This window comes from Vibrio gallaecicus (assembly GCF_024347495.1).
GTDB classification, from domain to species: Bacteria; Pseudomonadota; Gammaproteobacteria; order Enterobacterales; family Vibrionaceae; genus Vibrio; species Vibrio gallaecicus.
Map to the genome: position 1 here is coordinate 1337887 of NZ_AP025491.1, position 13722 is coordinate 1351608.

General features: G+C 41.3%; 13 protein-coding genes. 9 read left to right on the top strand and 4 right to left on the bottom strand.

What is annotated here, in order from left to right; translation table 11 throughout:
• Positions 1-13: 13 nt before the first annotated feature.
• The 3 genes from OCU78_RS20850 to OCU78_RS20860 are packed head-to-tail and all read left to right on the top strand — an operon-like array spanning position 14 to position 2093.
• On the top strand, positions 14-382 hold the full coding sequence (locus OCU78_RS20850) for a GntR family transcriptional regulator (protein ID WP_137373655.1): 369 nt from the start codon (positions 14-16) through the stop codon (positions 380-382).
• Positions 382-1236: an ABC transporter ATP-binding protein gene (locus OCU78_RS20855; RefSeq protein ID WP_137373654.1), complete on the top strand. Its 855-nt coding sequence runs from the start codon at positions 382-384 to the stop codon at positions 1234-1236. Before OCU78_RS20850 ends, OCU78_RS20855 begins: the two co-directional genes overlap by 1 nt.
• Complete coding sequence (locus OCU78_RS20860; protein ID WP_137373653.1) at positions 1236-2093, top strand: hypothetical protein; 858 nt, start codon at positions 1236-1238, stop codon at positions 2091-2093. The genes OCU78_RS20855 and OCU78_RS20860 overlap by 1 nt, the downstream gene beginning before the upstream one ends.
• A 671-nt stretch (positions 2094-2764) precedes the next feature.
• Here the strand turns inward: OCU78_RS20860 and OCU78_RS20865 are convergent.
• Entirely contained in the window at positions 2765-3637 is an 873-nt protein-coding gene (locus OCU78_RS20865) for a LysR family transcriptional regulator (RefSeq protein WP_137373652.1), read from the bottom strand.
• A gap of 97 nt (positions 3638-3734) precedes the next feature.
• On the opposite strand from OCU78_RS20865, the gene OCU78_RS20870 reads away from it, so the two are divergent.
• Complete coding sequence (locus tag OCU78_RS20870) at positions 3735-4109, top strand: YybH family protein (protein ID WP_137373651.1); 375 nt, start codon at positions 3735-3737, stop codon at positions 4107-4109.
• 143 nt (positions 4110-4252) lie between these two features.
• Here the strand turns inward: OCU78_RS20870 and OCU78_RS20875 are convergent, their stop codons facing one another.
• A complete protein-coding gene (locus tag OCU78_RS20875) occupies positions 4253-5854 on the bottom strand; it encodes an ATP-binding cassette domain-containing protein (protein WP_137373650.1) in 1602 nt (533 codons plus the stop codon).
• Positions 5855-6406: 552 nt separating this feature from the next.
• Here OCU78_RS20875 and OCU78_RS20880 point away from each other — a divergent pair.
• Both OCU78_RS20880 and OCU78_RS20885 read left to right on the top strand, forming a co-directional pair.
• A complete protein-coding gene (locus OCU78_RS20880) occupies positions 6407-8134 on the top strand; it encodes an RluA family pseudouridine synthase (protein ID WP_137373649.1) in 1728 nt (575 codons plus the stop codon).
• Between the two features lie 222 nt (positions 8135-8356).
• Positions 8357-8704: a hypothetical protein gene (locus OCU78_RS20885; RefSeq protein ID WP_240701740.1), complete on the top strand. Its 348-nt coding sequence runs from the start codon at positions 8357-8359 to the stop codon at positions 8702-8704.
• Positions 8705-8727: 23 nt separating this feature from the next.
• On the opposite strand, the gene OCU78_RS20890 is transcribed toward OCU78_RS20885, so the two are convergent.
• Positions 8728-10560, bottom strand: a complete 1833-nt coding sequence (locus tag OCU78_RS20890; protein WP_137373647.1) for an SgrR family transcriptional regulator — start codon at positions 10558-10560, stop codon at positions 8728-8730.
• Positions 10561-10744: 184 nt separating this feature from the next.
• Between OCU78_RS20890 and OCU78_RS20895 the strand changes: the two genes are divergently transcribed.
• The 3 genes from OCU78_RS20895 to OCU78_RS20905 all read left to right on the top strand — a co-directional run bounded on the left by OCU78_RS20895 (position 10745) and on the right by OCU78_RS20905 (position 12631).
• Positions 10745-10870 carry a hypothetical protein gene (locus OCU78_RS20895; protein ID WP_257217113.1) on the top strand — a complete coding sequence of 42 codons (126 nt, stop codon included), beginning with the start codon at positions 10745-10747 and terminating at the stop codon, positions 10868-10870.
• Positions 10871-11258: 388 nt separating this feature from the next.
• Positions 11259-12164, top strand: coding sequence for a 30S ribosomal protein S6--L-glutamate ligase (rimK, locus tag OCU78_RS20900; protein ID WP_019824669.1), 906 nt, complete (start codon positions 11259-11261; stop codon positions 12162-12164).
• Positions 12165-12196: 32 nt separating this feature from the next.
• Positions 12197-12631: an ATP-dependent zinc protease family protein gene (locus OCU78_RS20905; RefSeq protein WP_137373646.1), complete on the top strand. Its 435-nt coding sequence runs from the start codon at positions 12197-12199 to the stop codon at positions 12629-12631.
• 134 nt (positions 12632-12765) lie between these two features.
• On the opposite strand, the gene OCU78_RS20910 is transcribed toward OCU78_RS20905, so the two are convergent.
• Positions 12766-13539, bottom strand: a complete 774-nt coding sequence (locus tag OCU78_RS20910) for an MBL fold metallo-hydrolase (protein WP_137373645.1) — start codon at positions 13537-13539, stop codon at positions 12766-12768.
• Positions 13540-13722: the final 183 nt, after the last annotated feature.

The window sequence follows — 13722 nt, forward strand, 5'->3', positions numbered from 1 at the left end:
TAAGTTAATAATCATGACTCAATGGAACGATAATCAACCCATATTCAGACAGCTTGCCGATCAAATCATCGCTCAGATCCAGCAAGGGATATGGCAAGAAGAACAGGCTTTGCCTTCCATTCGTTCAGTCGCGGCTGATCTCAAGATCAACCACTTAACTGTGATGAAAAGCTATCAGCTTCTAGTAGATGATGGCTTGGTAGAAAAAAGGCGTGGGCAAGGTATGTTTGTTGCGAAAGGAGCGGTAGAGCAATTGAAACAAGTTTCGAGAGAAGCCTTCCTCAATGAACGTATTCCTGAAATCGCCACCACCTTACAAAATATTGATATGAGTATTGATGACTTCGTTCAGCAACTGACTCTGTGCATGAAGGACAAATAATGACGGCTTTATTATCTGTAGAAAAAGTGACTAAAACCTATTCAAATCATGTAGGTGTGAAAGACATTAGCTTCGAATTAAAAGCAGGCCAAGTACTTGGTTTACTTGGGCATAATGGCGCGGGGAAATCGACACTTATTAAAGCACTACTAGGTGGTCACCATTATAGCGGTGACATCTCAGTCAATGGCTGCCACCCTATTAAACAGCATACAGAAATGATGAAGCACCTGTCTTACATTTCAGATGTGAACGTTTTACCTGAGTGGATGACGGTTAAGCAAATCATCAAATACACAGCCGGCGTTCACCCAAGCTTTAATAAAGAAAAAGCACTCAAAACATTAGAAAGCACCAACATAAAATTGTCCTCTAAGATCAAGCAACTTTCTAAAGGAATGAAAGTTCAGCTACATCTTGCCATCATTATCGCGACAGACACTAAAGTGTTAATTTTGGATGAGCCAACGCTCGGGCTTGACCTCATTTATCGCGACACTTTCTACCGACACTTGTTGGAATGGTTCCATGACGGCGAACGCACTTTAATCATTGCCAGCCATGAAGTCTCTGAGATTGAACATTTACTGACAGATGTTCTCATCCTTAAACAAGGTGAATGTATATTGCAGCAAAGTATGGAAACCATAGATCAAGATTACTTTATTCTTGATGCCGCCACTTCCCATTCAAATGACATAGAAGCACTTAATCCGCTTTCAAGCCAACAAGGGCTAGGCACAACAAAATGGTTACTGAAAGGTCAATATAGAACTCAAGTTGAAAACCTTGGTCAATGCTATCAAGTCAAACTTGCTGATTTGTTTCTTGCCACTCAAACGGGGAAAGCATAATGCATCCAACTCTACATATGCTTGAAAAAGAACTTATCGAGCACAAAATCGTTACGCGCTTACCTTTGTTTGTTGTGCTATGCGGCGTGTTGCTTTTCGTCAGTTTAATCACGAGCAATACAGCCCAACACAGCTTCTTTTTTGAGATGAACGTCACCGGTGATGTGAGCGATATTCATATGGACTTTGCTCGTGATCTTAATATGGTGATCACCTTTGGAGCAGGAGTTATTGCCCTTCTACTAACCACTTTATACATTCCTAAAACATTACGTAAAGAGCGCCAAGAAGGCAGTTCTATGTTTTGGCGTAGTATGCCGGTGTCTAACACCACCACTCACTTAGTGAAGCTTGGTTTTGGTTTAGTCGCTATTCCTGCTATATGCGCGCTTTTAGTTCTGAGTGCCGACCTACTGCTATGGGCACTGAACATGACCAATGACAAACAGCTAGCACTCTTAGTTCACCAAGAATCATTGTTTTATGTATTAACCAATTGGATAGTCTTTTTTGCGCGTATGCTTGTGGTTGGTATAGCTTTGCTTCCTCTCGCAGCAATAACGCTGGCAATATCTCAGCTAGTCAGCTCGCCTATTTTAGTCATCTTAGTATCAGGCTATGCCATTAAGTGGCTGACTATTGGCTTATTCGGCTTTTATGGCATTAGTGAGTTTTTCTCTGAAATACTGTCTCTGCCCCTTAACCTTCTTCTTGCCAGCAATCTGCTTAACGTTTTTGCCAACGTTCATATTTTGTCACTGGTGATATATATCGCTTTGGGTGTAGTGGGTTTTATTGCAAGCCGTAAGCTATATCAAACAGATGATGTGAGCTTAAAAAGCTTATTCAATCGTTAACAACGACTAACTAATTCTAGCTTCTAGCTTCTAGCTTCTAGCTTCTAGCTTCTAGCAAGAAAATCAAAGCTCCTGAGAAATCGGGAGTTTTTTATATGTGAGGTAAAAAGTATAAGTGATTAAAGTCTGTAAGGAGTACAAAAGGGAGGGTTTTAAAGAGCTGACATAAGATGCAAAGGATTATGCGATGTCAGCTCGATGGTGTGTAACGTAATACTTCAAATTTCGATAATGAATCCATTACTTTACGTTTTGACCAAACTTAGCTTTTGATAGCGTGTTGTTTGGCTTATTTCTTTGCTACTTCTTTCGCTGTGTCTTTCCAGTATTGGATGCGAACGCGATGTAATTGTGCTCTTCTCATTTTTTTCATTTTCATTTCCTTTTCATTTATCAGCAGCTCTTCATGAGCTTTTGTTTGCCGACTAATCGAATCTAGCCGTGTTTCACCTTGAAAGCAATGATTCACATCACAAAATATAAAGAGTGATGAGTACCATATACATGACGATATGATCTAGTTATCAATATTCGTCTTTGCATACTTGTTTGTATACTTAGAAGATTAACGAGCCTAAATGACAAAATCATTTCAATCCTACGACAATTCAATGAACGAAAAAGTTCAAACTAGCGTGCATAACTTCGTACAAGCATTACCACAAAGCTTATTACTTAACGTCATTTAAATAACGTGTAATTGCCTCTATCGCCATTTTTACGCTGCTAGGAATTGCCCCTGAATATGGATGCAAAACATATACCGGAGTGGGCTCTAATTGGTATTCAGGTAACCACTCAATGAAAGAATCAGCGTATTCATTAAAGATAAAGTCAGGAAGAATACCCACACCAAGCCCTTGTTTTAGCATGGATATACAACCATAAACGGTATTTGATCTATGCACCATATTGGGCTTCCACACCAAAGATTCTTTGGTATGTTTGTTAAATAACTTGTGCTCAATATTTTTAGGTTGCCAATTATTTGCCACATAAGGAAGCAGCTCTCTGCTTAATAATGCTTCTTTCTCATTTTTGCTGCAGCACAGCACATCAACAAAACTTCCAATGCGTCTTTGTTTTAAGTTGCTTACTGGTGATTCACCAATTCTAATCGCAAGGTCGATATCCTCTTGCATTAAGTCCAACTGAGTATCATGCCCAATGAATTCAAGGCTAAGGTTCGGGTAGCCTTTAAATACATTAGATAGTGCAGGCACAACAATCGAGTCCATCAATGCATGAGAAGCAGTGATCTTCAGCTTGCCTCTTGGTTCAATTTGCTGCTGTTTCACTTCATCCCAAGCTTGTTCCGCGACTTGGTGAATAGCGCAGCAGTGTTCATAAAACCGTTCCCCTTCGGAGGTGAGGCTCTGTTTGCGTGTGGTGCGTTTTAGCAAGGTGACGTCTAAGTCAGACTCAAGCTGCTTAATGTGCTGGCTGACTACCGACTTTGACAGTTCCAACTTTTCTGCCGCTTTCGTGATCGAACCAGACTCCACCACTTTCATGAACACCATCATCTGTCTTAGTTTTTTCATTGTTCTATTTTTCCAAACAGTCTTTTATTTTTACTTTGTTTTTCCAAGCCAATCATAACGGTAAAGTAAGCGACATACACGGTTTAGGAGAAACAAAATGACAAACGAACAAGTATTAGACGCATGTAAAGCCGCTATTTCAGCATGGCAACAAGCATTCAACTCTCAAGACGCTGCTGGCTGTGCTGCACAATATGCAGAAGGAACAGTAATGGAAGCGCGCCCATTTGGTACATTTAATGGCCGTGAAGAGATTCAAGCATTCTGGCAAAACATTATCGACCAAGGCTTTGCTGACGTAGATTACACTGAAGTAAAATGGGAGCCAATTGAAGACGATGGCTTCATTTTGACTGCAAACTGGACGATGAATAAAGCATTTGGTGTGGTTCACCGTGAACATTGGAAAATCCAAGATGATGGCAAAGCACGCCTAGTTTTTGATGATTTCGAAGTACAAGGTGAGCGATAAGCTCAACCAAGGTTCAGTTCCTGTAGCCTCAACACGAGGTGCCAGAACTGAATTCGAAACTAGAAAACCTGCCTGAAATGGTTTCCAACTGAAACCGCAGGCAGGTTTTGTTATTTCAGAGTGATGTTTCTGCTGTTAGCTTGTTAGCTTAAAGATATTCGTTTATTCACCCCAACCTCTTCAACAAAGTCCTCATCATGACTCACCAAAATAAAACTGCCTTTGTATTGGTTCAACGCTTCAGCAAGGATTTGCTTAGACTCTATATCCAGATGGTTATCAGGCTCATCAAGCAGTAAAAGTGGCGCATCTTCAATGTGGCTCACCATCAACATAGACAGTTTCATTTTCTCACCACCACTCAAGTGCTTAACTTCTCGATGAACACTGTCTCTGCGAAAGCCGATACCTGCCAATAACGTTCGAGCTTCACTTTCAATCAACCCTCGGCAAGTGTGCATAATGCTATCAAGCATCGAATCTTCATTTTCAAACAAGCCAAAGTGTTGATCTAAATACATGGTTTTAGTCATGACTTTAAGATCACCTTTGTAGCGGTTGTGCAGACCTTGAATTGCTTTCAGCAATGTAGATTTCCCACACCCATTACTCCCTTGAAGATAACAGCGATCTGATTGTGAAATAGCCATAGATATAGGGATACCCGAACCAAAATCTAATCGACATTCTTCAAGGTTAACTAAGGTTCGCTTCTTTACTTCACTTGATGATTGGAGGTACATGGCTTGAGGTTTAAGGATCTCTTTCTGTTTCATCAGTGATTGCAGCTTTTCTTGGTTACGTCCCATCTGGTTGTGCTGGTTCGTTAGCAAAGCCGAACGGGTTTTCTCGGCTTTCCCTTTCATGGCATCCATTAAAATCTTCGGCTGACTACCAGATTTTCGGATGCGATTACCATGCGCTTCACGCTGCTCCGCTTTTTCTCGGTTAATCTGCGCTTGGCGTTCTATCTTTTTCTTTTCCGTTTTTAAGTGATCAATCTGGCGATTAAGCGCAATACTTTGCTGAGTCATTTGCTCCACGAAGTGATCGTAATTTCCTTTAAAGTATCGCAAACCTAGCTTAGTGAGTTGGTAAATGCCGCCAACTTGTCTAAGTAAGCTTCTATCATGGCTAACCAAAAGCACGCTTCGATGTGACCCTGAATTTGAACTCTCTTGAGAGAAGGTCTGTAAACGCTGAGCTAGCCAAGCTTTACCTACCGAATCCAAATGGTTAGAAGGTTCATCCAACAATAAAATATCGGTGTCAGACTCAAACAATTTATACAATTGCAGCAAAGCTAACTGACCACCACTTAGCGTTGAGCACTGAGTGTCTAAATCACAAGGCACTCTTAAGCCTGCAAGTATGGACTGAGTTCGAGATTCAATATCCCAATCTTCACCAATCAGATCGAAAAATTGATCATCACAGTGCCCTTTTTCTATTGCTCGCAAAGCCAAACGGATTTCAGTTAGCCCTAAATAGTCCGAGATGGTGGTATCACTTGATAAAAGTTCAGAGGGAAGTTGCGAATAGAACCCAATCTTTCCTTGGCGTTGAACGTAACCTTCTGTCGCCACTTGGTTACCATTTAAAAGTGATACCAATACAGATTTCCCAGAGCCATTACGCCCAACTAAACCCGTGAGCCCTGGCTCTAAATTGAAATTAATGTCTTTAAACAACCATTCACCCGTAGAAAGTTGAAAAGACAATTGATGTGAAATTAATGCAGGCATGTGAATACCTCCTTTTACGAAAAAAATGCAAAAGGGGTTATTCCTTCATTCGAATAGTTCGAATATAAAAGGCAGAGCGTCGGATATTTGTGTGCAGATCTAGTCTTGCTGCTGAAAAGCTCTTACTGTTAGTTCTTAGCTGCAATTGCTTAGCTTTTTACATATAGCTTTCAATTACTAGCTGAAGAACTGGCTAAAAGCCGAATGCTGAATTCACTCATACTAATAAATTAGCTTATGAGTAAGCCAACTCGAATGAGAAAATCTACAGCGATATACAAGATAGGTATGACGAAAAGCAACGCCCACTAACCCCGAGAGTCTAAAATTTGATTTAAAAATGACTGTCAGGACGTTAGTACTTCATTATGGCGTTAGCTCCGAAAGATATGATGGCGAGATTATAAGCAATGATGCTGAGTAATTTCAAGGAGAGTTCACCTTAGATGAAATTTTTGATGAATAGCCCTCAAACCAGTAGAATCAACGCCCAATAATACCCTAGCGCGACTTGCTAGCATGATTTACCTTTTCACGAGTTGACGTACCCATATGCCTTCATCAAACACGCTGTTTACCCGCTTTAATCAATCTATCGAGGCATATTCGCTCCCTGAAAAATTCACCTTCCCTTTTTACTACGAGCCGCACCCTTTATGTGAGCTCGCCGCCCAACAGCTGCAAGATCATTTGCTTGAGCAAACAGAGTGGGTTCATGACTTTGGCCTAGAAGAACGCACAGCTTCTGCTAAACAAGAAACGTCAGCTAAACATGAAACGAAAGCCACTAAAGAGCGTGGCAAAATGTTTGGCGTCTTGATTGTGAAAAATGAGCAAGGTGAATTCGGGTTTCTTTCGGCTTTCTCAGGTAAAATTGCTGACCAAAATTTACTTCCAGGCTTTGTGCCACCAGTCTTTGATATGCTAGCTGAAGGCAGTTTTTATCGAGGTCAATTAGCGGGTGTAACAAAAGTCAGCGACCAATATAAAGCCCTGCTGATAGCCCCTGAATATCTCGCATTAAAAGATCAATTGGCTCAAAACGTTACGCAATCTGAGATTGAATTAGAAGCACAGCGCCAGTCCATTATTGAAGGCAGAAAAGAGCGCAAAGCACAGCGTGCAGAAGGCGAAGCTAAACTAGATAAAGACGCGTTACTTGAGCTTACTGATAAGCTGGGAAAACAAAGTGTTGCAGACAAAAACAAACTTAAGTATCTCAAACTAGATTGGGATAATAGGCTGAAAGCATTAAGTGATAAGTTAAGTATTTTCACTGATGAAATAGCACAATTCAAAGAAGAACGTGCTCGTTTGTCGAATGTCTTACAACATAAGCTCTTCCAGCAATACGCTTTTTTGAACACCCACGGTGACATTAAAGATCTGAATGAGATATTTGTGAATACGCCTAATCAAGTTCCACCAGCAGGCTCTGGCGAATGCGCCGCCCCTAAGCTGTTGCAGTATGCTTTTTCACACAATTTCACCCCAATTGCGATGGCAGAATTTTGGTGGGGAGCCTCACCTAAATCTGAAGTCCGTAAACATAAAAAATATTATGCATCTTGCCAAAGCAAATGTGAGCCAATACTCGGACACATGCTGCAAGGCATTGAGATGGACAGCAACCCACTATTAGAAAACCCTGCGGAAGGCAAAGATCTCGATATCATTTATCAAGACGATCATATTGTTGTGGTGAACAAGCCTGCCGAGTTTTTATCTGTACCAGGACGTACAATTAAAGATTCAGCGGCTCTGCGTATTGAGCAGCAATTTACAGATGTGGAAGGACCCTTTGTTATCCACCGATTGGATATGTCGACCTCCGGAATCTTGATTTTTGCATTAACCAAACGCGCTAACAAAAGCCTACAAAAACAGTTCATGGCAAGAGAAGTTAAAAAACGCTATGTGGCTTTGGTAGAAGGCGTATTGAGTGATGATGAAGGTTTTATCCACTTGCCGCTTAGAGGTGACATTAACGATAGACCAAGACAGATGGTGTGTCACGAGCACGGTAAAGTAGCCGAAACCAAATGGGAAGTGGTTGAACGATATGAAGACTCAACCAAAGTTTATTTATACCCAAAAACAGGCCGGACTCATCAGCTACGCGTTCATTGTTCACATACTGAAGGTTTGCATATGCCAATTAGAGGTGACGATTTATACGGTCATAAATCTAACCGTTTGCACTTACATGCTGAAACCCTTGAAGTTGAACACCCCGTAACAAAAGAGTGGTTAGTCTTTAAGGTTGAAGAGGATTTCTGATTAAGCATTAAGCATTAAGCATTAAGCATTAAGCATTAAGCATTAAGCATTAAGCATTAAGCATTAAGCATTAATAGTTGAAATGACTATGTCTGTCATTTCAACTTCTTTCCCACACAGCCTACCCCTTTTGGCTATTTCTGCTCTTATCTTGCACTAAATCAAACTGCGAACAGTAAACGAGACTAGGATAGCCCGCTCGTTTTCTATTGAGTTATGACCATGCTACAAGCAGTAACTATTGCGAGCTCTAATGAGCATCAAGCAGCCAACATTCACACCATTACTGACCGTAAGCCCAGCCTAAAAACTGCAATGTTGAGCTTGATAGAAGAAGTGAAGACCGAGCTCCCTCTCTATGAGTCCGAGACTTTTATTTGCGGACCTAAAGGAAGCTGTATTGGCTGTTCTAAAAAACTGCTGGAACTAGTCGACTCTGAATTGGTGTATTGGGAACACAGCATCGCAAGGGGTGAAGCACCTAACTTTGAAGAGCTTCGCCGATTTGGCAAGCTGTGCAACAGTGTTAGACGCGGGCTTCAGCGCAATGGGTTACTCAAGAAACGTTAATCCAAAAGCAAATCGAAGCATCACTAGTCTGTTGACCATACCCCTTTAAATTCCGGCCATCCCCAATTGGTAATCGCCACATTTTTAAGGATGCCTTGAAAGCGAACCGTTTGCAGATGATGAAACATGGGCAGCAACCAGTAATCCGAAACCAGAGTTGAAGCGATAGGCTCTAACCTTTCTAAGTAGTCAGATAACTCTACTGATGCTTTATGATTGTCCAACTGTCGCTTTAACCAATCGCTGTTTAATGGCCCTAACGCCGAATGAAGCACTGGGTCATTCATGAGCCATGAAAAAAGTGACGAAGGTGCATTATCGTCTAAGTTTAAATTACACAGCACCAAGTCTTCAGTTAACTCATTAGCTTGTGAACGCTGCGCTAATTCTCGATAACTGTAAGTATTCACTTCCACTTCTACTCCATATCTTTTCAAGATATCCGAAATACTTATTGCACAGCGATATAACGCGTAATAGTCATAAACAGCAATCGACAGTTGCTTAGGAATATCGACAGCATTCGATGGAGATCGGTGTATTTTTTGCCACTTAGGAAGAATATTATCGGCATATTCAACGCTAAATGTCCCCTTGTTCGCTTCCAATTGAGACTGAATAGCGTCGGAGCTGACAATTTGAGCGAGGTACTTTCTTTGCTCATGCGTTAAAGGTACCTTTTCCGTCGTCTGGTTAAATAAGATAAACAAGCACCCGTCTTCAACTCTACTGTATTGCTCATCACTCTCAGAAGAAGCAAGATCTGTATCCGTCTTCCCTAATTGATGAAAACAGGCTGAGTTTTGCTCAGAAGACACCTGCATTTGGCTGTCATCAAAACGGGCAGAGCCTGTCATTGATTCCTCAAATTGCCAAATGGTGACTTCATCCGTAAGCGAACGGCAGCCGTAGTAATGATCAAACGCAGCCAGTTTAAGCCTGTCGTGATTTCGCTCCACGATCCTAAATGGTCCGGTACCAATAATATGTTGGGGCGCTGTTTTATGTTGATGGACTGATTTATGTTGGGAGGCAACTTTATGTTGAGGTACAGCTTTCACGGCTTTGCGAGTCACTTGCTCCACTGGTTGAATGGAATACTTCACGCCCGCTAATAAACCCGCAAACCCTTTATCCGCTTTCGATAACTTAAAGCATAGTTGCAGTGGTTGCTCACTGTATACCGACTCAACATGCTCAAGCTCAGCCTGATAAAAAGACAATTCCTTTAGTGCATTAAAAAGAGCAACCAGCTGCTTGGCTTCTATAGTTTGCCCATCATGAAAAGTTAAGCCCGGTCTAAGGTAGAAGATCCACAAATAACGCTCAGAATCATACTGCCAATGATGCGCCAATTCAGGCTCAAGCTTCCCTTCCGAATTGCAACTGGCTAAGCAACTGAATACTTGTCTTAATAGAAAGCGTTCACTACTGCGCTGGATATGGTGGGGAAAAAGATCTTCAAATTTACGCTTGTAAGTGAGCTGGACATGCAATAATCCTTCACGCATGGTCGCGCCAGATGTTTCTTGCAATAGAGAACCAAACACGCTGCGGTCTCCATCAAGAATAGAAAGTGCTTTCTCGTACTTTCCCTCTTCAATAAATTTCGCGGCAATATGCTGTTTTAAGCCAAGCATTGAATATCGCAACGTTAAATTGGAACGCTGGTTTCGCCCAGGTTTCGGTTCCCAAATAATCCATTCTTCTTGATGCATTTTTCCTAATAACGTTCGAGCATGCCTTAAGCTTGTAAAAAGTAACTCGGCAATTTCAGGCAGAGTCACACTCACCTTCACTTCGGCTTCTAAACTCTCCAGCCTCAGGTAGTAACGCATTAAATTTAAATCTGACAAATGGTGAACCTTCTAATAACAAGTCGTTCCGCTTTATGGCTATTGTAATAGAAATTAGCCATGTATCTTTAATAAAGCCAAAAAATAGGAACAATTAATTATTTTAATCTCTGTTTTTATCATCCTATTTATTAATCATAATACTTCCATACCAAGCCACCACTCCTGATAAAGAGTAATGATTATGAAGATACGAACTGAAAAATCAGAACTGAATAAACACTATTTACTCCGTCTTAAATCGGCTAAAACGCAATTTGAGAAAGAGGCGCTTAAAGCACTCATCCAACTATGTCAGTGGAGTAATTAGTACACTGAGAGACTTAAGATTAAGTGAGGCGAGGAATACCGTTTATGCTCCTACCCCCAATATGAGTTAGGACTCGGCTCACTTTCCCTTCAAAAACACCTTAAAACTCCCCGTACCAATAACTCAAACACTCGATAAAAAAACATTGTCGAATCGACAAAATTTATTCGTTTTCCTAAATTCAGCAAAAGCCTTAAGGTGCGCTCCTAAGCCGAGAAGGGAGCAAGAAATAACCCTCTCCTAACTTGGAAACAGATATTAATAAGCAGAGTTAAATAGGCGAAGTTCCAACCATGAACACGCCCATACACTGTTTAAACACGAATGATTTATTACAAAACATTTTTTATTTCGCAGTTACCAACCGGGTATTTACTAAGGAAACGCCATGCGTATCGCAATTCTTTCTCGTAACGAAAATCTATACTCTACTTCTCGCTTAAAAGCGGCTGGAGAAGCTCGTGGTCATCAGGTCGATGTTATCGACACGCTGCACTGTGATATAGATATCGCGAGTAACAATCCGAAGATTCGCTACATGGGTGAAGAGCTACCTCAATACGATGCAGTTATCCCACGTATTGGTGCTTCTATTACCTTTTACGGTACTGCAGTTGTACGCCAATTCGAAATGATGGGCACTTTTTGTATTAATGAATCCGTAGCAATTAGCCGTTCACGCGACAAACTACGCTCGCTACAGCTATTGTCTCGTAAAGGTATTGGCTTACCAAAAACAGGGTTCGCTAGCCGCCCAGACAAGATTCAAGACTTAATCAAAAACGTAGGTGGTGCGCCACTTGTGATTAAGCTTCTTGAAGGTACGCAAGGTATCGGCGTTGTTCTAGCAGAAACAAACAAAGCAGCTGAAAGCGTTATTGAAGCGTTCATGGGGCTTAAAGCGAACATCTTGGTTCAAGAGTTCATTGAAGAAGCAAATGGTGCTGATATCCGCTGCTTCGTAGTTGGCAACAAAGTAATCGCAGCAATGAAACGCCAAGCAGGTGAAGGTGAGTTCCGCTCTAACCTGCACCGTGGTGGTACTGCGCAACTGGTTAAACTAACCAAAGAAGAACGTGCGACGGCAATTAATGCTGCGAAGATCATGGGGTTAAACCTATGTGGTGTAGATATTCTACAATCTAAGAATGGACCAGTAGTAATGGAAGTAAACTCTTCACCTGGTTTAGAAGGCATTGAGAAAGCAACGGGCAAAGACGTTGCTGACATGATTTTCGAATTTATCGAAAAAAACGCAAAGCCAAATGCGAACCGTACTCGCGGTAAAGGCTGATTGAACACCGTTAACTCATGATTGGAAAGAAAATGAACAATAAAATGATCATAGGGAATACTGAAGCATTATGCTTACCTGAGTTAGGGATTGCTCGTTTACATACTCGTGTTGATACGGGTGCAAAAACATCTTCACTGCATGTAGACAATATTGTCTGCTTGAAAGAAGACGGTGAAAAGTACGTTGAATTCGATTTACACCCAGATATCTATCATTTAGAAGAAACGGTGCGTTGTAAAAGTAAGTTAAAGGCGAGCAGAAAGATTAAATCATCGAATGGTGAATCTGAACATCGCTGCGTGATTGAAACCATGCTAGAAATTGGCGGAAAACAGTGGCCTATCGATATTACATTGAGCAACCGTCAAGATATGACTTACATGATGCTGCTTGGCAGACAAGGGATGAGCGATAAAGTGATCGTTGATCCAAATGAGTCATTCTTGCTTCGCAGCGACAGTTAATTCGGCATAATCTGGGTAAGCTGATGCTCCACAAAAGCTTACCCCATGAGAGATGATTGCCCAATTAAAAATGGCGAACCATTATATGGTTCGCCTTTTTTTATTCTTAATTTCACTGTCTAGCTTTTGTCTGGTTATCGAGATTTAAAAGCAAGCGACCACATATATTTCACCAAGCTTTTCGATTTTATTTTTGTCACTCGCCAGTGGGTAACAGGGCTCCGCGGAGCGCTTTCCATTAAGTGTGTAAATGCTTGTTCAGTTAATTGAATTTGCACACCATGCGCCGCAAGTAAAGTATCCACCTCTAGTTTAAAAATACGTTCTACGGATATTCGGTACTGATTCGGATGAAAAATTGGAAATGGTGGGATCAATTTTTTCTTCACTTCAACCATTAAGTCAGCCACATAAGCAATCTTATGCGAAGGGCAATACACGGTTAAGTCACGGTCAGTATGACCTGGAGTTTCAAGTACCTGCCACTCTAAAAATTCAGGAATAGCATCACCATCTTCTAACGTGAAATCCGGCTTCAACTTGCGTGAATACCACAAGTTCGCTTTGGGCTTCCCCAATCGGTTTGCCATCCACCGAGCCAAAGCCAAGTCAGTTAAATGCATTAGAAACCCATCCCAACCGTGGTACCAATCTTTATCTCGCTTGGCTGCGACCAGTCGGCATCCAGTCAAAGCTCTCAATTTATGCGCAGCGCCCGCATGGTCAGGGTGCATGTGAGTAACCACCACAGTGTGTAGATCACTAAAAGGCCGATCTAAGTTCGATTCAATGAAGTCTTTTAGGTGAGGTATATCCGCTCGACATGCTCCATCTAGAAGTAATAATTTATCGGGATATTCCACCAAATACATGACTTGGATATAGCCTTTGATCGTATGAAGTTGCAAATCACATCCTTGTAAAAAAGCTAATTTTAACAAACTAGCAACACATGGTCTGACCAGAATATAGCAGAGATATGGAAATAATGACTTTGCAAAGGTGATTTTAGATACGTTTATTGATACTGATAACAAAAAGCGAGCACAACGCTCGCCTCTTTCCTATCACTCTACCTTCATTGGTTTAAA

Excerpts from the sequence above, each read along its gene's own strand:
- OCU78_RS20870 (WP_137373651.1), top strand. The coding sequence starts at position 3,735 with ATGACAAACGAACAAGTATTAGACGCATGTAAAGCCGCTATTTCAGCA.
- OCU78_RS20885 (WP_240701740.1), top strand. The coding sequence starts at position 8,357 with ATGCTACAAGCAGTAACTATTGCGAGCTCTAATGAGCATCAAGCAGCC.
- OCU78_RS20895 (WP_257217113.1), top strand. The coding sequence starts at position 10,745 with ATGAAGATACGAACTGAAAAATCAGAACTGAATAAACACTATTTACTC.
- OCU78_RS20880 (WP_137373649.1), top strand. The coding sequence starts at position 6,407 with ATGCCTTCATCAAACACGCTGTTTACCCGCTTTAATCAATCTATCGAG.
- OCU78_RS20850 (WP_137373655.1), top strand. The coding sequence starts at position 14 with ATGACTCAATGGAACGATAATCAACCCATATTCAGACAGCTTGCCGAT.
- OCU78_RS20875 (WP_137373650.1), bottom strand. The coding sequence starts at position 5,854 with ATGCCTGCATTAATTTCACATCAATTGTCTTTTCAACTTTCTACGGGT.
- OCU78_RS20855 (WP_137373654.1), top strand. The coding sequence starts at position 382 with ATGACGGCTTTATTATCTGTAGAAAAAGTGACTAAAACCTATTCAAAT.
- OCU78_RS20860 (WP_137373653.1), top strand. The coding sequence starts at position 1,236 with ATGCATCCAACTCTACATATGCTTGAAAAAGAACTTATCGAGCACAAA.
- OCU78_RS20865 (WP_137373652.1), bottom strand. The coding sequence starts at position 3,637 with ATGAAAAAACTAAGACAGATGATGGTGTTCATGAAAGTGGTGGAGTCT.
- rimK (WP_019824669.1), top strand. The coding sequence starts at position 11,259 with ATGCGTATCGCAATTCTTTCTCGTAACGAAAATCTATACTCTACTTCT.
- OCU78_RS20905 (WP_137373646.1), top strand. The coding sequence starts at position 12,197 with ATGAACAATAAAATGATCATAGGGAATACTGAAGCATTATGCTTACCT.